This is a genomic window from Roseateles sp. P5_E8 (genome assembly GCF_054177665.1).
Genome location: NZ_JBGCUM010000008.1, coordinates 131,836 through 153,699, shown reverse-complemented (window position 1 = coordinate 153,699; position 21,864 = coordinate 131,836). Strand labels below are relative to the sequence as shown.

General features: G+C 69.8%; 23 protein-coding genes. 13 read left to right on the top strand and 10 right to left on the bottom strand.

The features are described 5' to 3' along the window. The first annotated feature begins 236 nt into the window (after positions 1-236). The 4 genes from ACXRVZ_RS07205 to ACXRVZ_RS07190 all read left to right on the top strand — a co-directional run bounded on the left by ACXRVZ_RS07205 (position 237) and on the right by ACXRVZ_RS07190 (position 5,285). Positions 237-2,876 (top strand): TonB-dependent receptor, encoded by a 2,640-nt coding sequence (locus ACXRVZ_RS07205; RefSeq protein WP_457420467.1) that lies wholly within the window; start codon positions 237-239, stop codon positions 2,874-2,876. 107 nt (positions 2,877-2,983) lie between these two features. After that, positions 2,984-3,964 carry a diacylglycerol/lipid kinase family protein gene (locus tag ACXRVZ_RS07200; RefSeq protein WP_457420465.1) on the top strand — a complete coding sequence of 327 codons (981 nt, stop codon included), beginning with the start codon at positions 2,984-2,986 and terminating at the stop codon, positions 3,962-3,964. Next, positions 3,961-4,752 (top strand): metallophosphoesterase family protein, encoded by a 792-nt coding sequence (locus ACXRVZ_RS07195; RefSeq protein WP_457420463.1) that lies wholly within the window; start codon positions 3,961-3,963, stop codon positions 4,750-4,752. The genes ACXRVZ_RS07200 and ACXRVZ_RS07195 overlap by 4 nt, the downstream gene beginning before the upstream one ends. 101 nt (positions 4,753-4,853) lie before the next feature. Continuing rightward, a complete protein-coding gene (locus ACXRVZ_RS07190; protein WP_457420461.1) occupies positions 4,854-5,285 on the top strand; it encodes a hypothetical protein in 432 nt (143 codons plus the stop codon). A 26-nt stretch (positions 5,286-5,311) separates the two neighbouring features. Here ACXRVZ_RS07190 and ACXRVZ_RS07185 read toward each other — a convergent pair whose 3' ends face one another. The 7 genes from ACXRVZ_RS07185 to ACXRVZ_RS07155 form a co-directional block, all read right to left on the bottom strand. Then, positions 5,312-6,073 (bottom strand): hypothetical protein, encoded by a 762-nt coding sequence (locus ACXRVZ_RS07185; RefSeq protein ID WP_457420459.1) that lies wholly within the window; start codon positions 6,071-6,073, stop codon positions 5,312-5,314. 9 nt (positions 6,074-6,082) lie between these two features. Then, positions 6,083-6,538: an ExbD/TolR family protein gene (locus tag ACXRVZ_RS07180; protein WP_457420457.1), complete on the bottom strand. Its 456-nt coding sequence runs from the start codon at positions 6,536-6,538 to the stop codon at positions 6,083-6,085. Beyond that, entirely contained in the window at positions 6,535-6,957 is a 423-nt protein-coding gene (locus tag ACXRVZ_RS07175; protein ID WP_457420455.1) for an ExbD/TolR family protein, read from the bottom strand. The genes ACXRVZ_RS07180 and ACXRVZ_RS07175 overlap by 4 nt, the downstream gene beginning before the upstream one ends. 7 nt (positions 6,958-6,964) lie before the next feature. Continuing rightward, the gene (locus ACXRVZ_RS07170) at positions 6,965-7,765 is read right to left on the bottom strand and encodes a MotA/TolQ/ExbB proton channel family protein (RefSeq protein WP_457420453.1); all 801 of its coding nucleotides are present in this window, start codon (positions 7,763-7,765) and stop codon (positions 6,965-6,967) included. A gap of 126 nt (positions 7,766-7,891) precedes the next feature. Further along, a complete protein-coding gene (locus ACXRVZ_RS07165; protein ID WP_457420451.1) occupies positions 7,892-9,010 on the bottom strand; it encodes a sigma-54 interaction domain-containing protein in 1,119 nt (372 codons plus the stop codon). 57 nt (positions 9,011-9,067) lie between these two features. Then, entirely contained in the window at positions 9,068-10,000 is a 933-nt protein-coding gene (epsC, locus tag ACXRVZ_RS07160) for a serine O-acetyltransferase EpsC (protein WP_457420449.1), read from the bottom strand. A 58-nt stretch (positions 10,001-10,058) separates the two neighbouring features. Next, a complete protein-coding gene (locus ACXRVZ_RS07155) occupies positions 10,059-10,700 on the bottom strand; it encodes a hypothetical protein (RefSeq protein WP_457420447.1) in 642 nt (213 codons plus the stop codon). A 145-nt stretch (positions 10,701-10,845) separates the two neighbouring features. Between ACXRVZ_RS07155 and ACXRVZ_RS07150 the strand changes: the two genes are divergently transcribed. The 8 genes from ACXRVZ_RS07150 (at position 10,846) to ACXRVZ_RS07115 (ending at position 17,315) form a co-directional block, all read left to right on the top strand. Further along, on the top strand, positions 10,846-11,172 hold the full coding sequence (locus ACXRVZ_RS07150; RefSeq protein ID WP_457420445.1) for an ArsR/SmtB family transcription factor: 327 nt from the start codon (positions 10,846-10,848) through the stop codon (positions 11,170-11,172). A gap of 8 nt (positions 11,173-11,180) precedes the next feature. Then, entirely contained in the window at positions 11,181-11,693 is a 513-nt protein-coding gene (locus ACXRVZ_RS07145) for an arsenate reductase ArsC (RefSeq protein ID WP_457420443.1), read from the top strand. Between the two features lie 2 nt (positions 11,694-11,695). Next, positions 11,696-12,361, top strand: a complete 666-nt coding sequence (locus ACXRVZ_RS07140; protein WP_457420441.1) for an aquaporin — start codon at positions 11,696-11,698, stop codon at positions 12,359-12,361. After that, positions 12,354-13,085: an arsenical resistance protein ArsH gene (gene arsH / locus ACXRVZ_RS07135; RefSeq protein WP_457420439.1), complete on the top strand. Its 732-nt coding sequence runs from the start codon at positions 12,354-12,356 to the stop codon at positions 13,083-13,085. The genes ACXRVZ_RS07140 and arsH overlap by 8 nt, the downstream gene beginning before the upstream one ends. Positions 13,086-13,199: 114 nt before the next feature. After that, entirely contained in the window at positions 13,200-13,709 is a 510-nt protein-coding gene (locus tag ACXRVZ_RS07130) for a MarR family winged helix-turn-helix transcriptional regulator (RefSeq protein ID WP_457420437.1), read from the top strand. After that, positions 13,700-15,574: an arsenic resistance N-acetyltransferase ArsN2 gene (gene arsN2, locus ACXRVZ_RS07125; protein WP_457420435.1), complete on the top strand. Its 1,875-nt coding sequence runs from the start codon at positions 13,700-13,702 to the stop codon at positions 15,572-15,574. Before ACXRVZ_RS07130 ends, arsN2 begins: the two co-directional genes overlap by 10 nt. 2 nt (positions 15,575-15,576) lie before the next feature. Beyond that, a complete protein-coding gene (locus ACXRVZ_RS07120; protein WP_458232275.1) occupies positions 15,577-16,785 on the top strand; it encodes an MFS transporter in 1,209 nt (402 codons plus the stop codon). Continuing rightward, a complete protein-coding gene (locus ACXRVZ_RS07115) occupies positions 16,782-17,315 on the top strand; it encodes an arsinothricin resistance N-acetyltransferase ArsN1 family B (RefSeq protein ID WP_457420431.1) in 534 nt (177 codons plus the stop codon). Before ACXRVZ_RS07120 ends, ACXRVZ_RS07115 begins: the two co-directional genes overlap by 4 nt. A 13-nt stretch (positions 17,316-17,328) precedes the next feature. Here ACXRVZ_RS07115 and ACXRVZ_RS07110 read toward each other — a convergent pair whose 3' ends face one another. Continuing rightward, positions 17,329-18,225 carry a class I SAM-dependent methyltransferase gene (locus ACXRVZ_RS07110; protein ID WP_457420429.1) on the bottom strand — a complete coding sequence of 299 codons (897 nt, stop codon included), beginning with the start codon at positions 18,223-18,225 and terminating at the stop codon, positions 17,329-17,331. Between the two features lie 34 nt (positions 18,226-18,259). On the opposite strand from ACXRVZ_RS07110, the gene ACXRVZ_RS07105 reads away from it, so the two are divergent. After that, complete coding sequence (locus ACXRVZ_RS07105) at positions 18,260-19,174, top strand: glutaminase (RefSeq protein WP_457420428.1); 915 nt, start codon at positions 18,260-18,262, stop codon at positions 19,172-19,174. On the opposite strand, the gene ACXRVZ_RS07100 is transcribed toward ACXRVZ_RS07105, so the two are convergent. After that, the gene (locus tag ACXRVZ_RS07100; RefSeq protein ID WP_457420426.1) at positions 19,171-19,782 is read right to left on the bottom strand and encodes a redoxin domain-containing protein; all 612 of its coding nucleotides are present in this window, start codon (positions 19,780-19,782) and stop codon (positions 19,171-19,173) included. The two genes, ACXRVZ_RS07105 and ACXRVZ_RS07100, sit on opposite strands and share 4 nt — an antisense overlap. Further along, positions 19,779-21,860, bottom strand: coding sequence for a protein-disulfide reductase DsbD family protein (locus tag ACXRVZ_RS07095; protein ID WP_457420424.1), 2,082 nt, complete (start codon positions 21,858-21,860; stop codon positions 19,779-19,781). The genes ACXRVZ_RS07100 and ACXRVZ_RS07095 overlap by 4 nt, the downstream gene beginning before the upstream one ends. Positions 21,861-21,864 lie beyond the last annotated feature (4 nt).

Genomic DNA, 21,864 nt, shown 5'->3' with positions numbered 1-21,864 from the left:
CGGGCATCCTTTCAAGGCTTGCCCACCTTATGGCCGGGCGGCGGCCGGCGGTGTCAGCGGAGGCCTCATCCGGCAAATACGAGTGATTTCCCGCGGTGCGGCGCGCACGCCACGGCTTCAGAAATCGACATACCAGCACGCAAAAAAGCCATATCTGACGCATGTAACCGGTTCGTACCATGGCCGGAGCGGCCCTGGGAAAGGGCCGTTTCTATAAGCAAATCCCGGAGACACCCATGCGCAAGAACCCCTTCACCCCGACCCGCCTATGCCTGCTGATCCAGGCCCTGGTGCTGTTGCCCGCGTCCGCCCAGACCGCGCCGAATGACAGCGATGCCAACAAGCTGGACACCGTCGTCATCAGCGGCATCCGCGCCTCGGTGCGCAAGGCGCTGGACACCAAGGAGGCGTCCAACAGCATGGTCGAGGTCATCGCGTCCGAAGACATCGGCAAGCTGCCCGACACGACCATCGCCGAGTCGCTGGCCCGCCTGCCCGGCCTGTCCGCCGGCAGCGACCGCGGCAACGCCAGCCAGATCGTCGCCCGTGGCCTGGGCCCGCGCTTCGTCGGCGCCACGCTGAACGGCCGCGAGTTCGCGTCATCTGAACCCGACCGCGCGGTGCGCTTCGAGATGTTCCCGTCCGAGTCGGTGTCGGGCGCCACGGTCTACAAGACCCAGTCCGCCGAGATCGTCGAAGGCGGCATCGCCACCAGCATCGACCTGCAGACCGTGTCGCCGCTGGCCTGGCGCGAGCGCACGCTGTCGCTGAAGGCCGACGCGCTGTACTACCAGCTCGGCAGCAAGATCGAAGGCGCCAAGAAGGTCGCGCCGCGCCTGGGCGGCATCTACGTTGACCAGTTCGGCAACCGCACGCTGGGCGTGGCCCTGGCCTTCAGCTACTACAACCAGCCCTCGCTGGAAGACCGCGTCGACCACTGGGGCTTCAACGACGACACCCATTCCCGCGACGTGACCGGTGACGGCAAGATCGACAAGACGCCCTGGGGCTTCCAGAACGGCGTCAAGAAGGGCACCAACAAGCGCGGCAGCGTGCTGGGCAAGATCGAGTTCCGGCCCAACAAGGACACGTCCTTCACCGCCGACATCTACTCCGCGCGCTCCAACATCTACGAACCCACGCTGGTGCATGTGCAGGGCAACCTCGGCAACTGGGACGGCTGGCAGAGCGGCGCCTACAGCAAGGTCACGACCGACAGCGGCTACGTGACGGGTGCGACGGTGTCCGGCGTCAACATGGACAACCTGAACGCGCGCTGGAAGCAGAACATGAGCAACTTCGCGGCGGGCCTGAACGGCAAGTTCAAGCTCGACGACTGGACGCTCGAAGCCGACATCGCCCAATCCAGCGCCAAGCGCGACACCGCCTGGTCGGCCGTGCAGATGAGCATGCTGCAGCCCGGCTCGGTGACCTGGAGCTTCCCGCGCGACGGCTGGATGACCTACGGCTTCAGCGCCGATACCGGTAACCCAGCCGCCTTCTCGACCAATGTGTTCGAGCAGTGGGGCCCGACCTACACCGGCAAGCTCGACGACTCGCTGGACTCGCAGCAGCTCACCGCCAGCCGCGCCGTGAAGTGGGGCGACGTCAACAAGCTCAAGTTCGGCGTGCGCGCCACGCAGCGCGAGAAGTCCTACTCCCAGGTCTCGTGGAACTACGCCGCCGCCGCCACCATCCCGACCACCGCCTTCCAGCGCGTGAAGGTCGACGGCCGGCCTGACTTCATCGAGTTCAACAGCAGCTTCGACGACGCCGTCACGAAGTACTTCGGCGCCGCCGCCCTCAGCGACGCCGGCCGCAGCCCGACCACCGCCAACCTGGTGCAGAACAACTGGCGCGCGGCCGAGGACAGCGCGGCTGCTTATGTGCAGGCCGACCTCAACGGCAGCGCCTTCGGCAACCTGAGCTATCGCGGCAACGTGGGCCTGCGCGCGGTGCACACCAGCCAGACCGGCTACGGCATGGAGCAGCGCAACGGCGGCGCGCCCACGGGCATCTCCAGCGGCACCAGCTACACGCGCTTCCTGCCCAGCCTCAACCTCATCCTCAACCTCGACCAGGACGACGTGAACCAGCTGCGCTTCGGCATCTCGCGCGCCATGGCCCGCGCGCCGCTGGACGTGATGAACGCCGCGCACACGGTCACCACCGATCCGAACAACGTCAACCCGACGATCGTCTCGGGCGGCAACCCGCAGCTCAAGCCCATGATGGCCAGCCAGGTCGACCTGACCTTCCAGCGCTTCTTCGACAAGGACAGCCTGATCTCCGTGGGCCTGTTCTACAAGAAGATCAGCGACTACATCGGCATCGCCTCGGTGGCGGGCACCTTCGAGGGCAAGCCGGCCTTCTACACATCCCAAGTCAACCGTGACGGCGGCAACGTGAAGGGCATCGAGCTGGTCTACCAGCAGGCCTTGACCGCCCTGCCCGCGCCGTTCAACAGCCTGGGCGTGATGGCCAACTACACCTACACCGACAGCAACATCAAGGAGAACGGCGATCGCAGCGGTGCCAGCTTCACACCCATCGCCACCAACGGCCTGATGAAGAACAACAGCGGCTTCACGCTCTGGTACTCCCGCGACGGCTTCGAAGCCCGCCTGGCGGCCAACCACCACTCGGCCTACAACCGCGCGCCGACCTGGGACTCCACGGCCTTCCAGTTCAACGGCGCCGAGACCTGGGTGTCGGCCAACGTGTCGCAGCAGGTCACGCCGCAGCTGCAGGTCCGCCTGGGTATCGAGAACGCGACCAACCAGCGCGTCACCTACACCGAGCCGCTGACCCCGCTGCGCCAGACGAACTTCCAGTTCGGCCGCCGCTTCAATGTGGGGCTGACCTACAAGATGTGAGCGCAGGGCCGCCCTCCGGGGCGGCCATCATCACCGCGCCTGTCAGACAAGCGCGCGTTGTGCGGCGGCATGACGGGGCGGGCGGGCCGGGCGGCTATGGTTGCGCCATGCCCGCACGCGCCCACGCTCAGCCCCTGTTCGTCGTGTTCAACCGCGCCTCGGGGCACGGCGACCGCGACGAGGTCGGGCCGGCTGTCGAGGCGGCCTGCGCCGCAGCGGGCCGCCGCTGCGAGCTCTTTCCCGTCGAGCAACCCGGGCGCCTGGCAGAGATCGCCGGCCAGGCGGTCCGTCGCGCCCGCGAGGCCGATGGCATCGTCGTGGCCGCCGGCGGCGACGGCACCATCAATGGCGTCGCCCAGGCCGTGCTCGGCAGCGGCTGCAGCTTCGGCGTGCTGCCGCGCGGCACCTTCAACTACTTTGCCCGCACCCACGGCATTCCGACCGAGCTGGATGCCGCGCTGCGCGCGCTGCTGACCGAAACCGCCGTGCCCGTGCAGGTCGGCCTGCTCAATGGGCGCGTCTTCCTCGTCAACGCCAGCCTGGGTCTCTACCCGCAAATACTGGAGGACCGCGAGGCCTGGAAGCAGCAGTTCGGGCGCAACCGGCTGGTCGCGTTCGGCGCGGGCATCGCCACGCTGCTGCGCGGCCACCGCAGCCTGCGGCTGACCGTCGAATATGGCGGCCAGTCGCGCCAGGTCCGCACGCCGACGCTCTTTGTCGGCAACAACGCGCTGCAGATGGAGCAGGTCGGCCTGCCCGAGGCGCGCGCCATCGACGCAGGCTGCCTGGCCGGCATCACGCTCAAGCCCGTCGGGCGCCTGGCCTTGCTGGCGCTGCTGGCGCGCGGCGCCTTCGGCCACCTCGGCGAGGCCAGCGAGGTGCAGAACTTCGCCTTCCGCCGCCTGACCGTGAACGCCCGCGCCCTGGGCGCGAAGCGCATCAAGGTCGCCACCGACGGCGAGGTGCTGTGGCTGCCGCTGCCGCTGCGCTTCGAGGTGGCGCCGCAACCGCTGATGCTGATCCGCCCGCGCGGGCTGGCGCGGGAGCGGCGGGAGGCCCAGGGTGCAGCCCAGGGCGCAGGCGCATGACGGTCGTCCTGCAGGTCTCCGACCCTCACTTCGGCACCGAGCGGCCGGTTGCCGTGGCGGCGCTGGAGCGCTTCTGCCACGAATTGCGCCCCGACCTGCTGCTCGTCACCGGCGACATCACACAGCGCGCCCGCCCCGCCGAGTTCGCGCGCGCCAAGGCCTTCTTCGACACGCTCGGTGTGCCGGTGCAGCTGACTATTCCGGGCAACCACGACATCCCGCTGCTCGACCTCTTCGCCCGCGCATTCAAGCCCTACGGCCGCTACGCCCGCGCGTTCGGCCCGGCACTGGAAGGCGAGTTCGAACGCGACGACCTGCTGGTGGTCGCGATCAACACGACACGACGCTGGCGGCACAAAAACGGCGAGGTGTCCGACGCGCAGATCGACCGCGTTGCCGAACGCCTGGCCCGCGCCGGGCCGCAGCAGCTGCGCCTCGTCGCCGTCCATCAGCCGGTGGGCGTGACGAAGGAGATCGACGTCAAGAACCTGCTGCGCGGCCACGAGCGCGCCGTGCACCGCTGGGCCGAGGCGGGCGCCGACGCGGTGCTGGGCGGCCACATCCACCTGCCCTATGTGCTGCCGCTGCCAGGCCTGCCGCGCCCGGTGTGCGCCGTGCAGGCCGGCACCGCGCTGAGCAATCGCGTGCGCGGCGGCATCAGCAACTCGGTCAATGTGATCCGAACTGGCCCGGCGGGGAGCGGCGTGGTGGAGCGCTGGGATCTGGACGACGCCGTGGTCGAGTTCCGGCAGGTCAAGTCGACGGCGATCGGCGGGAAACACGCCTGATTGCGGTGACAGAGTGACACGGCCACATGCTCAAATGATGATCGGAAATTGCTAGTAATTCACCCACTACACGACAGACCGCTTCATCCGCGGAGGAATCCTTGAGCTACGACCTCGCCGTCTTTGATCCTGAAGCAGCTCCTCGCACACGCGCCGAGTTTGACGAGTGGTACGACGCGATTACCGAGTGGGACGAAGCTCATGAGTACAACAATCCCGAAATTACGACACCAGCGTTGCGTGCCTGGTTTTTGGAAATGATTGACGCCTTCCCCGCGATGAATGGCCCATACGCCAAACCGTTGAATCCGCACGACGAATCGTGCAACACGTCAGACTACAGCGTCGATCGGCACCTCATCTATGTGGCCTTCAGGTGGTCAATAGCTGAACCCGCATATGAAACTTGCTTCCGACTGGCGGCGAAGCACGGCGTTGGCTTCTTGGATGCCAGCGGCGAGGAGGGCGCGGCATGGCTTCCAGACGCGCAAGGCGGCCTCTCAATCGCTCACAAGCATGAAGGCGATGCGTAGGCCAATGGCTGCCGTGGCCGATGGCGTCACGAGAAGATCACCGGCAGAGAGACCTGCACTTCATCGGCGCCACCCGCCGTGCAGCGCATGCGCTTGACCGCTGCCTGCACGTACTTGTGGTACTCCTTGGGGCCGGTCAGCGTTGCGACGTCGATGACCTGGTTGCCGCGGATCTTGATCAGCGTCTGCACGGTGCCCTTGAGGCCCACGCGGTCGATGGCCTCTTCCAGCGCGGTGGCCAGCACAGCCTCGTAGCCGGGGCAGGCGAGGCTGATCTCGCGCTTGATGACGGGCGGTGCGGCAGGCGGCGCCGGCACGGGCACCGGTGCAGGCGCGGCGGCCACGACGACCGGCTCCTTCGGCACCGTGGCCTGCACGACCTGGATGGGCGGCGGCGGCGCGACGATGGGCACGATCTCCGGCGGCGGCACATAGGAAGGCGGCGGCACCACCTTCTGCACCGGCTCGATCTTGACGACCTTGGGCGGCGGCGGCGGGGGTGGCGGAGGCGGCAGCACCTCGGGCAGCAGCGCCATCTCGATGGGCTTCTTGATGGCCTCGACGGCCTTGGACGCGAGGCCCGTGGTCAGTGCATAGCCCAGCACCAGGTGCAGGCCGACGACGACGGCGATGCCGGTGCCGCGGTTGGCGCTGGCAGGTGGCTTGAGCTGCGAGCGCAGCGGCGCGGCGGTGGACAGGGCCAGCGGGGCCGGCGGCGTCACCAGGCGGCGCGGCGCGGGGCGGGAGTCGTCCAGCGTCAAACCGCCGGGCAAGAGAACTGCACTCATGGATCTCTCCTACTGATCGTCGAGAAACTGCTCGCTGCCGGTCACGCCGAGCTTGCTCAGCCCGGCCTGATGAACGGCCGTCATGACGAGGGCGAAGCGGTCGTACTTGGCGCCGGGCTGCGGGCGCACATGCACCTCGGGCTGTGTCTCCTGCTTGCCGGCCGCCGTCAGGCGCTGGCGCAGCGTGGCTTCATCGGCCACGGCCTCGCCGTTCCACAGCACGATGTCGCCGGGCGCGATGTCCAGGCGCACAACCTCCGGTGGGGTCGGCGGCGGCGCGCTGGGCGGCGCGATGGGCAGGTTGAGGTTGACGCTGTGCAGCTGCACCGGGATGGTGATGATGAGCATCACCAGCARCACCAGCATCACGTCGATCAGCGGCGTGGTGTTGATGTCGGGCACGGGCAGGGCCGACGTGATCTGGCGGCGCGCGCGGGCCGCCTTGCGCAGGGGGCCGGCGCTCATAGCGAACGGGCCGGCGGTTCGGTGATGAAGCCGACCTTGGCGATGCCGGCGCGCTGGGCGGCCAGCAGCACACGGCCGATGGGGGCGTAGTCACTGCCGGCGTCACCGCGGATGTGAACCTCGGGCTGGGGCTGCTGCTGGGCGATGCCTTTGAGCCGCTCGAAGAGGGCGTCCTTGTTGGCCACGGGCGCGTCGAACCAGTAGAGCTTGCCCTCGCGGGACACCGTGATGACGATGTCCTTGGGCTGGCTCTCGCGCACTTCGTTGCGCTGGTGCGGCAGCTCCACCGGCACCGAGAAGTTCACGACCGGGATGGTGATGAGGAAGATGATGAGCAACACCAGCATGACGTCGACGAGCGGCGTCGTGTTGATGGAGGAGACCGCCTCGTCGGCTCCCTGAGCGATCTGGATGGCCATGGCGCGTTCAGGCGAGGGCAGGCGTCAAGCCGGCAGCATGCTGCGGCTGCTCGGCGGCGTGCTCTTCATGGCCCGAGCCCGAGCCCAGCAGGACGGAGTGCAGCTCGCCGGAGAAGTCGCGCACGTCGTCCAGCACCAGGGCGTTGCGGCGCAGCAGCGCGTTGTAGCCCAGCACGGCGGGCACGGCGACGAACAGGCCGATGGCCGTCATGATCAGCGCCTCACCCACCGGGCCGGCGACCTTGTCGATGGAGGCCTGGCCGGCCACGCCGATGGCCGTCAGCGCGTGATAGATGCCCCAGACCGTGCCCAGCAGGCCGACGAAGGGCGAGGTGGAGCCGACCGTGGCCAGCAGGCTCAGGCCGGTGGAGAGCTGGCGCTGCACGCGCTCGGTGGCGCGGTGCAGGGAGAGGTCCACCCAGTCGGCAAAGTCGACCTTGGCGCGCAGGCCGTGGTGGCGCTGCGTGGCCTCCAGGCTGGCCTCGGCGATGTAGCGGTAGGGGCTCTTGGGCGACAGCTTCTCGGCGCCCGCCTTGACGGTACCGGCATTCCAGAAATCCTTCTGCGCGGCGCGCGACTGGGCGCCGAGGCGGGCCTGCTGCAGCAGCTTGGTGATGATGACGTACCAGCTGCCCGCGCTCATGGCGATGAGGGTGAAGAGCACGGCCTTGGTGACGGCGTCGCTGTTCGTCCAGACGGAGGCGAGGCCGTAGGGGTTGTCTCCGCCGCCTTGGGCCTGCGCGGCAGTGGCGATGAAGGTCAGGGCGAGCGACGCAGCGGCGCGGCGGGCAAAGGTGGTGGAGTTCATCGGTGTGGTGAAGGAAATCTGAGGAACCGGGTCAGTGTGCGCAGCCCCTGCCGGCGCAAGAACTAAGCTTTTCGCGTTTACTTATTTAGGGCACTGTCCGCAGAGGAACAGTCCGCCAGCGAGCGCTCAGGCTGCAGCGTGGATGCGCTCGCCCTGGTGGTTAGGCTCGTGCACCAGCTGCTGCACGCCGCCCAGGCGCGCCGGCGGCAGCATGTCCAGCCGCTTCAAGTGGGTGCGCAGCACATTGCGGGTGATGCCCAAGAGTGCTGCGGTGTGCACCTGGTTGTGGTGGCAGTGGCGGTAGGCGGCGCGAATGAGCGCGGTTTCGACGCGCGCATGCAGGGCCTGCGGCGCCTCGTCGAAGAGGCGCTCGAAGACGCGCTCCAGCACTTCCTCCTCATCCACCACCGCAGGCGCCGCGGCCGGCGTTTGATGCGGCCGCGCGACGGCGTGCAGCTGCAGGTCTTCGCGCACGATTCGCTCGTCGCGGCAGATGATGAGGGCGTAGTGGATGACGTTTTCCAGCTCGCGGATATTGCCGGGCCAGGCATAGCCCAGCAGCGCATCACGGGCGTCAGGCGCCAGGTGCACGTCGTTCAGGCCCAGGCGCTTGCTGTAGACGCCGATGAAGTGCTCGGCCAGCGCCAGGATGTCGCCCGGCCGCTGCGCCAGCGGCGCGAGCTGCAGCGTGGCAACGCTGAGGCGGTAGTAGAGGTCGGCGCGGAAGTGGCCGGCGGCGACGGCCTGCTCCAGCCGCACGTTGGTGGCGGCGACCAGGCGCACGCGCACGTCGATGGCCTTGCGCGAGCCAATGCGCACCACCTGGCGCTCCTGCAGCACGCGCAACAGCTTGACCTGCACGGCGGGCGGGAGGTCGCCCACTTCGTCGAGGAAGAGCGTGCCGTCGGCCGCGGCCTCGAACCAGCCGGCGCGGGCGCTGGTGGCGCCGGTGTACGCGCCGGCCTCGTGGCCGAAGAGTTCAGCCTCGACGAGCTGCTCGGTGAAGGCGCCGCAGTTGACGGCCAGGAAGGGGCCGCGCCGGCCGCTGCAATGGTGGATGTGGCGGGCGATCAGCTCCTTGCCGGTGCCGGTCTCGCCAACGATGAGGACGGTTGCGTCACTGGCCGCGACACGCTCGGCCTGGGCCAGCAGCGCGCGCGAGGCGGGGTCGTCGAACACCAGCGCCTTGGCCCGGATGGACAGGACCTGATGCTGAGAGTCGGGGAAGGTGAGCAGGCGGGTCATTTGCCTGCCACTCTAGGCAGAGCGGGCCTCGCCGTGAACTCTGCTTTGCGCAGATGCTTATTCGGGTTGGGGTGCTCCAGCGTGGGATTGCATGTCGGCTTGCGTGATGACACTGCCGGGCGCGACGCTGCGCGTGAGCCATACATTGCCGCCGATGACGGCGCCGCGGCCGATGGTGATGCGGCCCAGCACCGTGGCGCCGGCGTAGATGACGGCCTCGTCCTCGACGATGGGGTGGCGCGGCTGGCCCTTGAGCACGTTGCCGTCGCCATCGGTGGGAAAGCTCTTGGCGCCTAGCGTCACGTTCTGGTAGATGCGCACGCGCTCGCCCAGCACGGCCGTCTCGCCGATGACGACGCCAGTGCCATGGTCGATGAAACAGCCCGCGCCAATGGTCGCGCCGGGGTGGATGTCGATGCCGGTCTCGGCATGCGCCAGCTCGGCGACGACACGCGCGATCAGCGGCAGCCCCAGGCCATAGAGCTGGTGGGCCAGGCGGTGGCTGATGAGGGCGCGCACGCCGGGGTAGCACAGCAGCACTTCGTCAACGCTGCGCGCGGCGGGGTCGCCCTGGTAGGCGGCGAGCACGTCGCTGTCCAGCAGCTCGCGCACGGCCGGCAGCGCGCGCAGGAAGCGCCCCGCCAGCTCGGCTGCATCCGCCGCCGGTGTGGCATCGCCGCGCTGGCGCGCGTCATGGCGCAGCTCCAGTGCGGCCTGCTGGCGTAGCGTCACCATGGCCGCGCCGAGGGTGTGGCCGACGTAGAAATCCTCGTTCTCCGGGCGCAGCGTGGGCGGCCCCAGGCGCATGGGGAAGAGCGCGCCCGACAGGCACTGCACCATCCCGGCCAGCAGCTCACGCGAGGGCAGCTCGCGCCCGTCGCCACCGCGCCGGTGCGCGTCGCGCCAGCGCCTGCGCGCGCCGCGCAGGGCCTCGACGACGGCGGGCAGGTCGTCAGCGGGAGCGGGGGTAGGAAGGGCGGTGTCAGTCATGAGGCCGCAATATGCCCGAGTCTGGCCGCTCCTGCTGGCCTGGGAGCCTGTCGGGTCCCTAGCTGCAGACCTTGATCCCATGGGGCCCCGCGCCGTGGCTGTTCTGGATCGCCGACTGGGCCCTGACCATCCGCCCCATCGAGCGACGGATGCTGCCGTCGGGCAGGCGCTCCAGCTTGACGCACAGCTCGGGGTCCAGGCCCATGGCGAAGCGCTCCTCAAAGGTGGGCTTGGGCGAGTTGCTGCGCGGGTCGGTGACGGCGGGGTTGGACAGCGCGCCGAGCATCACGTCGCGCTGCGGCTTCAGCATCAGCGCGGACGGCCCCGAAGCGGCGAGGCCGGGCATGGCGATGCCGGTGGCGCCCTGCCCTGGCTCGGCCGCATCGCCCGGCACGGCCGCCACCGCCACCCCGGGGATCGTTTCGGCCGGCGGCGCCGGTTCGCTGCGCAGGCTGGGGACATCGACGGGCCTGCGAGCGGGCAGCTGCGGGGCCGCCTTGCTGGCGGCGCGGTCACGGCGCTCCGCAGGCAGCAGGATCAGCACCGATCGAAGCGCCTCGACTTCACCGGTCGCGGCCTGCCTGGACTGCCAGACCGCCAGCAGCAGCAACACATGCCCCAAGCAGACGGCCGACGCCGCGACCACGCGCCGCCTGGGAGCCGGCGCCATCACTCGTTGCGGACCGAAGAGCGATGTCATGCGCTTGGCGGGGAGCGGGAAAGGGGGCGATGCTAGGCGGACCGCTCGTTGCCAGTCTTTCGCCAAGGTTAGGGTTGCGAAAATCTGCGCTGACGGCGCCTCCGCTGGGCTTGCATTTATTTAATGATTCCATCAAACTCGAATTATGGAAGAACCTGACGTCATCAAAGGCCTCGCCGCGCTGGCCCAGCCGCTGCGCCTGCAGGTGTTCCGCGCCCTCGTGGTAGTGGGCGAGGCCGGCCTGACACCCGGCGCCATCCAGGAAGCCCTGGGCGTGCCGCCGGCCACGCTGTCCTTTCACCTGAAGGAACTCGTCAACGCCGGCCTGGTGACCCAGGAGCGCGCCAGCCGCAACCTCATCTACCGCGCCCACTACGAGCACATGAACGCGCTGCTCGCCTACCTCACCCAGAACTGCTGCCAGGGCGCTGCGTGCGCCGTGGCGAGCAGCCCGGCTTCCTGCGCCTGCTGACCCCCGCCATGACCACCCACGTCCTCATCCTCTGCACCCACAACTCCGCCCGCAGCGTCCTCAGCGAGGGCATGCTCAACCACTGGGCGAAGAAGCTCGGCCGCGACGTGCAGGCGCACAGCGCCGGCAGCGCACCCAGCGGGCGCATCAACCCCTTCGCCGTTGAAGCGCTGAACAACGCCGGCGTGGACACCAGCAGCTACTTCAGCAAGAGCTGGGACCGGTTCAGCCAGGACGGCGCACCGCCGCTGTCCATCGTCATCACGGTCTGCGACAGCGCGGCGGCCGAGCAATGCCCGGTCTTCTTCGGCGCGAATGGCGATGGCGGCCAGCCGGTCAAGGTTCACTGGGGCTACCCGGACCCGTCGAATGCAGAAGGCGGTGACGAGGGCAAGCGCCGCGCCTTCGAGCTGACCCGCCAGGCCATCGGCTACCGCATGCTCCAGCTGCTGCAACTGCCGCTTGCCACCATGAGCAAGGCCGAGCTGCAGCAGGCGCTGGCCGAGATTCAGAAGAGCTGAGCATGAGCCTGCACCGCAAGCTCCTCGCCGAAGGCCTGGGCACCGCGCTGCTGCTGGCGGTCGTCATCGGCTCGGGCGTCATGGCCGAGCGGCTGGCCGGTGGCAATATCGCCATCGCGCTGCTGGCCAACACGCTGGCCACGGTCGGCGGCCTCTATGTGCTGATCGAGGTGTTCGGCCCGGTCAGCGGCGCCCACTTCAACCCCGCCGTCAGCGCCGTCATGGCCTGGCGGGGCGAGCTGCCGGTGACGGCGTTGCTGCCCTACGTCGCCGTGCAACTCATCGGCGCCATGCTCGGCGCCTGGCTGGCGCATGCGATGTTCGACATGAGCATCCTGCAGTTCTCGACCAAGCTGCGCAGCGGCACCGGCCAATGGATAGCGGAAGCCGTGGCAACCTTCGGGCTGCTGCTGGTCATCCTGCGCGCACCGCCCTCGCGCGTGGCGGCCATGGTGGCGGCCTACATCGGCGCGGCCTACTGGTTCACGGCGTCCACCTCCTTCGCCAACCCGGCCGCCGTGTTCGGCCGCATGTTCAGCGACAGCTTCGCCGGCATCGCCCCGGCAAGCGCGCCAGGCTTCGTGCTTGCCGAGCTGGCTGGCGCCGCGCTGGCCGTCGGCGTTCATCGGCTGCTGAGCACGCCGGCAAGGGAAGCCCGTCATGTCTGAACCGCTGTTCCCCGATGCGACGTTTCCGGCGCTGCGAGCCGACCTGTTCGATGTGCCGACCCATGAACGCCTGACCGCACCGGCGCCGTCGCAGCACCGGCCGCGCTTCCTGCTGCTGTACGGCTCGCTGCGCGAGCGCTCCTACAGCCGGCTGATGACGTTTGAAGCGGCACGCCTGCTGGAGGCCATGGGCGCGGAGGTGCGCGTCTTCAACCCGAGCGGCCTGCCCCTGCCCGACGACGCGCCGGACAGCCACCCCAAGGTGCAGGCGCTGCGCGAGCTGGCCGCCTGGTCCGAAGGCATGGTCTGGTGCTCGCCGGAGCGGCACGGCGCCATGACCGGCATCATGAAGGCGCAGATCGACTGGATTCCGCTGTCCTCCGGCGCGGTGCGGCCCACGCAGGGCAAGACGCTGGCCGTCATGCAGGTGTCGGGAGGCTCGCAGTCCTTCAACGCCGTCAACCAGATGCGCGTGCTGGGCCGCTGGATGCGCATGCTCACCATCCCCAACCAGTCCTCCGTGGCCAAGGCCTTTGCCGAGTTCACGGACGACGGCCGCATGAAGCCCTCGGCCTTCTACGACCGCCTGGTGGACGTGATGGAAGAACTCTTCAAGTTCACGCTGCTGACCCGCGACCGCGGGCCCTACCTGGTGGACCGCTACAGCGAGCGCAAGGAAAGCGCCGATGAGCTGTCCCGACGCGTGAACCAGCGCGCCATCTGAGACAGCAGCGCCAGGGCGGGGCTCAGGCCCCGTTTCTTTGGCTCAGGTAGTTGCTATTGACAACCAAGACAGTGAACGCCACCATGCACCCACATAGTTGCTACACACATCCAAATGCCCGAGTCAGACACGGCAGCCACGGCCGGCAGCCTGCTGCGCGAAGTCGCCCGCATGTACACCCGTGCCCAGCGCGTCGTGGCCGACTGCTGCCGCACCACCAGCACGCAGTGCCACCTGCTGACCGAGCTGGGCCGCTCCGGGCCGCTGCCGCTGTCCGAGCTGGGCACGCGGGTCAGCCTGGAGAAGAGCTGGGTGTCGCGTGCCGTGGAGGCCATGGCAGCCCGTGGCTTGGTGACCAAGGAGCCGAACCCGCTAGACGCAAGGAGCTGGCTCGTCACGCTCACCGCCGAAGGCGAACGCACCGTGCTTGAGCTGAACCAGACGCTCGATGACCACGCCGCCGCGCTGCTCGCCTCGCTGAGCGCCCGCGAACGCGATGCCGTCGAGAACTCCTTGCTGACGCTCCTGAAGGCCCTGCGCGAAGACCCGGCCGCCATGTGCTGCCTGCCACCCCCAGCCCAGGCCTTGAGGGAGCCCCCTCGGGATTCCAAACCATGTTGCTGAACACCACCGCTACCGCCATTTCCCTGCGCCAGGCCGGCGCGTCCGACTGGCCCGCCGTCGCAGCCCTGCTGCAGGCCAACAAGCTGCCCACCGAAGGCGCGCAAAGCCACCTGGCCACCTATCTGCTCGCCACGAGCAACGGCGAGGTCGTTGGCTGCGCTGGCGCCGAGATCTACGGCAGCGTGGCCCTGCTGCGCTCGGTGGCCGTCGCGCCGGGCCTTCAGAAGCACGGCATAGGCCGGCTGCTCGTCGAGCGGCTGTTGCAGGAGGCGCGGTCGCGCGACATCGCGGCGCTGTACCTGCTCACCGTGACGGCGCCGGAGTATTTCGCGCAGTACGGCTTCAAGCGCATGCAGATCGACGGCGCGCCCCAGGCGCTGAAGGCCTCGGCCGAGTTCCAGGGCGCCTGCCCGGCCTGCGCCGCACTGATGACGCTGACGCTGCGCGAGGCGCCGGTGGCGGATGCTGCGTTGCCCGTCGCGGTCCTGGGCACCGGCCCTGTGGGTCTGGCAGCGGTGGCACAACTCGTCGAACGCCGGCTGCCCTTCGTCGCGCTAGAGGCCGGCGCCAGCGTTGGCGCCAACCTGCTCGACTACGGGCACGTCCAGCTGTTCTCGCCCTGGCAGTTCAACGTCGACCATGCGATGGCAAGGCTGCTTGCGCCCACCGGCTGGACGGCACCTCCGGCCGCCGAGCCGCCCCGCGCCGGCGAGATCGTCAAGCGCGTGCTGCAGCCGTTCGCGGCGCTGGCTCAAGTGGCGCCGTCCCTCAAGCTCGGCGCCCGCGTGCTGGCCGTCACACGCGAAGGCTTCGACAAGGTGAAGAGCGCCGGCCGCGAGCAAGCCGCCTTCCTCGTGCGCTATGAGCAGGACGGCCAGATGCACGAGCTGCGCGCCCGCGCCGTCATCGACGCCACGGGCACCTGGAACCAGCCCAACCCGGTTGGCGCCAACGGCCTGCAGGCCATCGGTGAGGCCGAGGCGCAGGACCGCATCTTCTACGGCATCCCGGACGTGGCCGGTGCGCTGCGCAGCCGTTACGAAGGCCGGCGCACGCTGGTCGTGGGCGCTGGCCACTCCGCCGCCAACGCGCTGCTGGCGCTGGCCGAGCTGGCCAGGCAGTCGCCGGGCACACAGCTGGCCTGGGCCGTGCGCTCACCGGCCTTGCAACGGGTGTTCGGCGGCGGCGACGCGGATGCGCTGCCGGCTCGCGGGGCGCTGGGCGCGTCGCTGCGCCGGCTGCGCGATGGTGGCGCGCTGGAGTTCTTCAGCGGCCTGCGGGTCACGCGCATCGAACGCGTCGGCGGCCAGCTGCGCCTCATCGGGCTGGACGCCAGGCAGCACCCCGTCGTGGTCGAGAGCATCGACGAAATCATCTGCGCCACCGGCCAGCGCCCCGACCTCGCCCTCACCAGCGAGCTGCGCCTGAAGCTGGACCCCTGGCTGGAGTCCACCGAGGCGCTGGGCCCGCTGATCGACCCCAACCTGCACAGCTGTGGCACGGTGCGCCCGCATGGCCACCGTGAGCTGGCGCACCCGGAGCCGGGCTTCTACACGCTGGGCGTGAAGAGCTACGGCCGTGCGCCCACCTTCCTGATGGCCACGGGCTTCGAGCAGGCGCGCTCCGTCGTGGCGGCCATCGCTGGCGACCTGGCGGCAGCGGACCGCGTGGAGCTGGAACTGCCGGAGACGGGCGTCTGCTCGGTGAACCCGACCGTCGACGGCGCTTCCACGGCTTGCTGCGGGCCGGCCCCGGAGGCCGCAGCCGTTGCCGTAGCAGCGACTAAACGCGGCTGCGAACCCAGCAGTTGCGCGCCCAGGCCGGCGCCTGAAGCCGCTGCCAAGCCCTCGCGCTGCTGCGGCTGACGATGCCGGCCAGCCGCACCCGCGTCGTCGCCACGCTGGGCACGGCCCAGACGCTGGCCTGGGCCTCGTCCTACTACCTGCCGGCGATGCTGGCGCGGCCCATGGCGGGCGACCTGGGAGTGTCGGCACCCACGGTGTTCGCAGCGTTCTCCGTGGCGCTGGTGGTTTCGGCGCTCATCGGTCCGCACAGCGGCCGGCGCATCGACCGATGGGGCGGCCGGCCGGTGCTCATGACCACCAGCGTGATCTTCGCGCTGGGCCTGGCGTTGATGGCCATGGCGACCGGGCCGCTCGGCCTGTTCGCGGCCTGGGTGGTCATGGGCCTGGCGATGGGCAGCGGCCTGTATGAAGCGGCGTTTGCGTCGCTGGTGCGGCTGTACGGGCACGAGGCGCGTAGCGCCATCACCGGCATCACGCTGATCGCCGGCTTCGCCAGCACGGTGGGCTGGCCACTTAGCGCGGCGCTGGAGCACGCCGTGGGTTGGCGCGGCGCGTGCTGGACCTGGGCGGCCCTGCACCTGCTGATCGGACTGCCGCTCAATGCCTGGCTGCCCAAGGCGGCTTCGATGCCGCTGGCCACCGCGAGCGGCGCACCGGCCGCCCCTGGCGAACCGTCAACCGAGCCACCTCTTCGGACGGCGGTCATGCTGGCCTGGGTGTTCGCCGTGACCTGGTTCATCAGCACGGCCATGGCGGCCCATCTGCCCGGCCTGCTCGCCGCGATGGGGACGGCGCCAGGCCTTGTCGTCGCCATCGGCGTGCTGGTCGGCCCCGCGCAGGTGGCCGGGCGGCTGCTGGAGTTCGGTTTCCTGCGGCGGCTGCATCCGCTGCATTCGGCGCGCGTCGCCGCGCTGATGCACCCGCTGGGCGCCACGCTGCTCGTCGTGTTCGGGGCGCCGTTGGCGGCGGCCTTTGCGCTGCTGCACGGCGCGGGCAATGGCATCTTGACCATCGCCAAGGGCACGCTGCCGCTGGCCCTGTTCGGCCCCTCGGGCTACGGACATCGCCAGGGGCTGCTGATGCTGCCGGCGCGGCTGGCGCAGGCGCTGGCGCCATGGTTGTTTGGCTTGCTGCTGGCCGCGCTCGGCGCCCAGGTGCTGTGGGTGTCGGCCGGCCTCGCGCTGAGCGCGCTCGCGGCACTTCTGTTCATCCCCGTGCCGGCGCGCGGGCAGGTCGACCCGGCATCGTCACCCTTGAAGGACATCGCATGAACATCCGCACCGCAACGCTGGCCGACGCCGTAGCCGTTGCCGCCATTTACGACCCCGTCGTGCGGCACACGACGATTTCGTTCGAGACCGAGCCGCCAGACACTGCCGAGATGCGCGCCCGTATCGAGAAGACGCTGGCGAGCCTGCCGTGGCTGGTGGGCGAGGATGCGGCCGGTGGTGTCTGCGGCTACGCCTACGCGAGCAAGCACCGCGAGCGCACCGCCTACCAGTGGTCGGTCGACACGACTGTCTATGTGCGGGAGGACATGCGCGGCCAGGGAGTCGGCCGGGCGCTGTACGAGCGGCTGCTGCCGCTGTTGGCGGCGCTGGGCTACTTCCACGCCTTTGCCGGCATCGCGCTGCCGAATGCCGGCAGCGTCGGACTGCACGAGGCCGTGGGCTTCGAGGCGCTGGGTGTGTATCGCAACGTCGGGTTCAAGCACGGGGCCTGGCACGACGTGGGCTGGTGGCAGAAGAGCCTCCGGCCACTGGCTGCGCCCTCGGCGCCCTTGGCATTCACGGGCTCTTAGGCTCCGCCGCCCCTCAGTGTTGGCGATAGACCAGCACCTTCAGTCCCTTGTCCTCCGACACGTCCGCAAATGCCGCCGGGTTGGCCACCCGCTCCACGAACTCCAGCTCCGGCGCGTTCTCCGCCATCACACCGCGCAGGAACTCCAACCCCAGCTTCGGCGTGTTCAGGCACAGCAGCGCCTGCCCACCCGGCACCAGCAAATCCGCCAGCCGCCGCGCCAGCCGCGCATAGTCCTTGGTGGCGACGAAGCTGCCCTTCTGGAAGCTCGGCGGGTCGCAGATGACGAGGTCATACGGTCCGCCGCGCGTCAGCTTGCCCCAGGAGTTGAAGATGTCGTGGGCCAGGAACCTGGCGCCGGTCGTCACGTCGTTGAGCGCATGGTTGCGACGGCCAATGGCGAGCGCGCCGTCGCTCATGTCCACGTTGACGACCTCGGCCGCGCCGGCCTGCAGCGCGACGACCGAGAAGGCGCAGGTGTAGGCAAAGAGGTTGAGCACCTTGGCACCCGGCTCGACGTGGTCACGCACCCAGCGCCGGCCTTCGGCCATGTCGAGGAAGAGGCCGTGGTTCTGGCCACGCAACAGGTGCACGCCGTAGTGCGCACCCGCCTCGCTGACGACGTGGGCCTCGGGCACGGTGCCGGCCATCGGTCGGGTCTCGACGCGGCCACCCTCCTGGCGCCACTGGTAGACCCAGGGCGCCTCGGGCCAGCGCGCCGCGAGGGCCGCGCCGATGGCGGCGAGCGCCTCGCCCTCCAGCGGCTCGAAGCTGGTCAGCAGCAGCACGGGCGGGTAGGCGTCCAGCGCCAGGTGTTCGCAGCCGGGGAACAGGCCGCCGCGGCCGTGGAAGAGGCGTTGGGCGTCGGCGGGAAAGGCCAGCGTGGCGATGGCGTCGAGCAGGGCTTGCATCGGCGCGATTGTCCCGGCGTCTAGGATCCCGTCCATGAACTTCCAGCTCATCCTCGACGACATCAACGCCGAGCTGCGCCCGCTGCTGGGAAGCGCGGGCGGCAAGGTCGCCAGCTACATCCCGGCGCTGGCCCGCGTGTCGCCGGCGCAGTTCGGCATCGCGTTGCGCACCTGCTCGGGCGTGACGGCGGCGGCCGGGGACAGCGCCGTGCCCTTCTCCATCCAGAGCATGTCCAAGATGTTCTCGCTGACGCTGGCCATACGCTCGCTGGACGAGGCGCTGTGGGACCGCATCGGCCGCGAGCCCTCGGGCAGCCCGTTCAACTCGCTGGTGCAGCTGGAGACGGAGCGGGGCATCCCGCGCAACCCCTTCATCAATGCCGGCGCCATTGCGATAGCGGACCGGCTGGTGTCGCTGGGCGACGCCCAGGCCGAGTTGCTGGCGCTGCTGGGCCGGCTGTGCGGCGAGCCCATCGCCATTGATGCCGAGGTCGCCAACTCCGAAGCCGACACGGGGTTTCGCAACAACGCGCTGGCCAACTTCATGAAGGCCTTCGGCACGCTGGACAACGACGTGGCCACGGTGCTGGACGTCTACTTCAACCAGTGCGCCATTGCCATGAGCTGCGAGCAGGTGGCCTGCGCCGCCGGCTACCTGTGCCGCGACGGCCGCCACCCGCTGGCCGGCACGCCCGTGCTCAGCACCGCACAGACGCGGCGCGTGAACGCGCTGATGCTGACCTGCGGCACCTACGACGCGGCCGGCGAGTTCGCGTTCCGCATCGGCCTGCCCTGCAAGAGCGGCGTGGGCGGCGGCATCGTCGCCGTGGTGCCGGACCGCCTCACGCTATGCGTCTGGTCGCCCGCGCTGGACGCCACCGGCAACTCGCTGCTGGGGCGGCGGGCGCTGGAGCTGTTCGTGGCGAAGACGGGCCTTTCCGTGTTTTAAGAGGCGTACTTGACCGAGCAGCCATAAGGCCGCGTCGACGCCTTCTCCACCTTGCGGCCTGCAGCCACGGCGGCCAGCGCCTCGGTCACATAGGGCTCGGCCTTGGCGATGTCGGCCTTGTCCGCCGTGGCCAGGCTGTCGATGCCGCCCTTGTAGGCCAGCGTGCCGTCGCCCGTGATGACGTAGAGGTGGGGCGTGGTCTGCGCGCCATACAGCTTGCCGAGCTCGCCCTTGGGGTCGAGCAGCGTCGCGGTGGGTGCGGCGCCGCGGTCGGCGTTGAGCTTCTGCGCCGTGGCGCCGTCGACGAAGCCTTGCTGGCCGGGGGCGGAGGAGATGACCTGCAGCCAGACCACGCCCTGTGCGGCAGCGGCCTTCTGCTGGGTCGGGATGTTGCCGCTGCCGTAGTGCTTCTTCACATAGGGGCAGTCGTGGTTGGTCCACTCCAGCACGACGGTCTTGCCCTTGTAGTCGGCCAGCGAGACGGCCTTGCCGTCGGCGGTGGTGGCCGTGAAGCCAGGGGCCGGCGCGTCCACGTTGGCGGCGGCCAGCGCCAGCACGGGAGCCGCGATGGCAGCGGCGATCAGGGAGCGGCGAAGCAAATTCATCATGTCGAACTCCGGGGGGTTGCGGGGGCGGAAACAGCCTCGACGACGAGACCGGGGGTGAGGATCTGCGGCAGCACCTGGGCCTCGGCGGCGCCGGGTGCGTAGTAGAGATAGAGCGGCACGCCGGAGCGGCCATGGGCCTTGAGCACGGCGGTGATGCGCGGGTCCTCGCGCGTCCAGTCGCCCTTCAGGTAGACGACGCCGGCCTTGGCAAAGGCGTCCTTCACCTCGGGGCGCGACAAGGCCACGCGCTCGTTGACGAGGCAGGAGATGCACCAGGCGGCCGTCAGGTTGACGAACACCGGCTTGTTCTGCGCACGCAGCTCGGCGACGCGCTCGGCGCTGTAGGCCTCCATCGACGACTCCGCGCGCACGTCGGCTGCAATAGGCTTGATCCACACCGACACGCCCAGCGCCAGCACGAGGCTGACGACCGCCGCACCGGTGCCGACGAGGCTGGCGCCGCTGCTGTGCCGCCACCACAGGCCAAAGGCGATCAGCACCAGGCCGATCAGCGCCAGGGCCACGCCGTCCGGCCCGGTCTGTTGGGCCAGCACCCACAGCAGCCAGACGACCGCCGCGTACATCGGGAAGGCGAGGAACTGCTTGAACTTGTCCATCCACACGCCCGGCCTGGGCAGCCAGCGCTGGGCGGCCGGCCAGAAGGCGAGGATCAGGAAGGGCAGCGCCAGGCCCAGGCCCAGCGCCAGGAAGACGGCCAGCAGCACCGCCGCCGGCTGGCTCAGCGCGAACGCCAGCGCCGCGCCCATGAAGGGCGCCGTGCAGGGCGTGGCGACAACGGCCGCCAGCACGCCGGTGAAGAAGCTGCCCGCCAGCCCCTGGCGCGCCGCCAGGCCGGAGCCCACGCCGGTGAAGCCGCCACCGATCTCGAACAGGCCCGACAGGCTCAAGCCCACCAGGAAGAGCAGATAGGCCACCACCAGCACGAACACCGGCGAATGGAACTGAAAGCCCCAGCCCACCTGCTGGCCACCGGTACGCAGCGCGATCAGCACGGCCGCCAGCAGCACAAAGCTGGCCAGCACGCCGGCCGTGTAGGCCAGGCCCTCGGCCTTGTGGTTGTTGCCCTCGCGCACCAGGGCCAGCGCCTTGATGGACAGCACCGGGAAGACGCAGGGCATCAGGTTGAGGATGAGGCCGCCCACCAGCGCCAGGGCGAGCGCGGGCAGCAGCCCGAGGTCGCTCTCCGGCGCGGGCGTCGCTGCGGTGGGTGCGGGCGCGGCGAGGTCGGCCGGCGCCGGGCCCTTGCCGGCGCCCTGGGGCATGGGCAAGGAGACCGTCCAGGCCTGGGGGCCGGCAGATGTCGTCAGCACGATGACGCCAGACAGCGGCTTGCCCGCAGCCACGGGCTCATCGCTGGCGGGGAGGTCCAGCGCCCAGCCACCGCTCTCGGCCTTCAGCGCCTGCGGTGCGCTGTGCGCCACGGCGCCCCAGGTGTCGGCGAAGAAATAGGCCTTGCTGACGCCAGGGGTCGGCCCGCTCAACGTGACGCCCTGCGGCGCCGCCTTGAGCTGCACGGCAAACGGCGCCGGCTTCGGGATGGCGCCGCGCCATTCATTGATCTGGGCGGTGTCGGCGCTGGCCTTGGCATCCGCCGCCACCGGCAGATCCAGGCCCAGGCTCACCTGCTCCGGGATGCACACGTCCTTGCAGACCAGCCACTTCACCTCGGCCTGCGGCTGGAAACGGCCGCCCGGCTTGGCGTCGGCCGGCACGGTCAGCTCGACGAGCAGCGCCGGGCGGCCTTCGTAGCCGTAGTTGACGATGGGACCGATGGCCTGCACCGACGGCGTGGGCCACTGAATGGGACCGGCCTCGACGCCGGTCCAGGTGATGGTGGTCGCCTGGCCGGAGTCGCCCGGGTTGAGCCAGTAGGTGTGCCAGTGCGCCTTGATGTTCTGCTCCAGCGCAACCGTGAAGCGCTGGCCCGGCGCGACCGTGGCGTGGCTGGAAACCAAGCGGGCCTGCACATGCTCGGTGGCCGCCTCGGGGGGCGCCGCCAGGGCGAGCAGGGGGGCGGCCAGAAAGGCCAGCAGGACGGGACGCAGGAACGAGGGCATCCCG

Bases quoted from the DNA above. Each gene is read 5' to 3' on its own strand.
- ACXRVZ_RS07205 (WP_457420467.1), top strand. From the start codon at position 237: ATGCGCAAGAACCCCTTCACCCCGACCCGCCTATGCCTGCTGATCCAG.
- ACXRVZ_RS07200 (WP_457420465.1), top strand. From the start codon at position 2,984: ATGCCCGCACGCGCCCACGCTCAGCCCCTGTTCGTCGTGTTCAACCGC.
- ACXRVZ_RS07195 (WP_457420463.1), top strand. From the start codon at position 3,961: ATGACGGTCGTCCTGCAGGTCTCCGACCCTCACTTCGGCACCGAGCGG.
- ACXRVZ_RS07185 (WP_457420459.1), bottom strand. From the start codon at position 6,073: ATGAGTGCAGTTCTCTTGCCCGGCGGTTTGACGCTGGACGACTCCCGC.
- ACXRVZ_RS07175 (WP_457420455.1), bottom strand. From the start codon at position 6,957: ATGGCCATCCAGATCGCTCAGGGAGCCGACGAGGCGGTCTCCTCCATC.
- ACXRVZ_RS07170 (WP_457420453.1), bottom strand. From the start codon at position 7,765: ATGAACTCCACCACCTTTGCCCGCCGCGCCGCTGCGTCGCTCGCCCTG.
- ACXRVZ_RS07165 (WP_457420451.1), bottom strand. From the start codon at position 9,010: ATGACCCGCCTGCTCACCTTCCCCGACTCTCAGCATCAGGTCCTGTCC.
- epsC (WP_457420449.1), bottom strand. From the start codon at position 10,000: ATGACTGACACCGCCCTTCCTACCCCCGCTCCCGCTGACGACCTGCCC.
- ACXRVZ_RS07155 (WP_457420447.1), bottom strand. From the start codon at position 10,700: ATGACATCGCTCTTCGGTCCGCAACGAGTGATGGCGCCGGCTCCCAGG.
- ACXRVZ_RS07150 (WP_457420445.1), top strand. From the start codon at position 10,846: ATGGAAGAACCTGACGTCATCAAAGGCCTCGCCGCGCTGGCCCAGCCG.
- ACXRVZ_RS07145 (WP_457420443.1), top strand. From the start codon at position 11,181: ATGACCACCCACGTCCTCATCCTCTGCACCCACAACTCCGCCCGCAGC.
- ACXRVZ_RS07140 (WP_457420441.1), top strand. From the start codon at position 11,696: ATGAGCCTGCACCGCAAGCTCCTCGCCGAAGGCCTGGGCACCGCGCTG.
- arsH (WP_457420439.1), top strand. From the start codon at position 12,354: ATGTCTGAACCGCTGTTCCCCGATGCGACGTTTCCGGCGCTGCGAGCC.
- ACXRVZ_RS07130 (WP_457420437.1), top strand. From the start codon at position 13,200: ATGCCCGAGTCAGACACGGCAGCCACGGCCGGCAGCCTGCTGCGCGAA.
- arsN2 (WP_457420435.1), top strand. From the start codon at position 13,700: ATGTTGCTGAACACCACCGCTACCGCCATTTCCCTGCGCCAGGCCGGC.
- ACXRVZ_RS07120 (WP_458232275.1), top strand. From the start codon at position 15,577: ATGCCGGCCAGCCGCACCCGCGTCGTCGCCACGCTGGGCACGGCCCAG.
- ACXRVZ_RS07115 (WP_457420431.1), top strand. From the start codon at position 16,782: ATGAACATCCGCACCGCAACGCTGGCCGACGCCGTAGCCGTTGCCGCC.
- ACXRVZ_RS07110 (WP_457420429.1), bottom strand. From the start codon at position 18,225: ATGCAAGCCCTGCTCGACGCCATCGCCACGCTGGCCTTTCCCGCCGAC.
- ACXRVZ_RS07105 (WP_457420428.1), top strand. From the start codon at position 18,260: ATGAACTTCCAGCTCATCCTCGACGACATCAACGCCGAGCTGCGCCCG.
- ACXRVZ_RS07100 (WP_457420426.1), bottom strand. From the start codon at position 19,782: ATGATGAATTTGCTTCGCCGCTCCCTGATCGCCGCTGCCATCGCGGCT.
- ACXRVZ_RS07095 (WP_457420424.1), bottom strand. From the start codon at position 21,860: ATGCCCTCGTTCCTGCGTCCCGTCCTGCTGGCCTTTCTGGCCGCCCCC.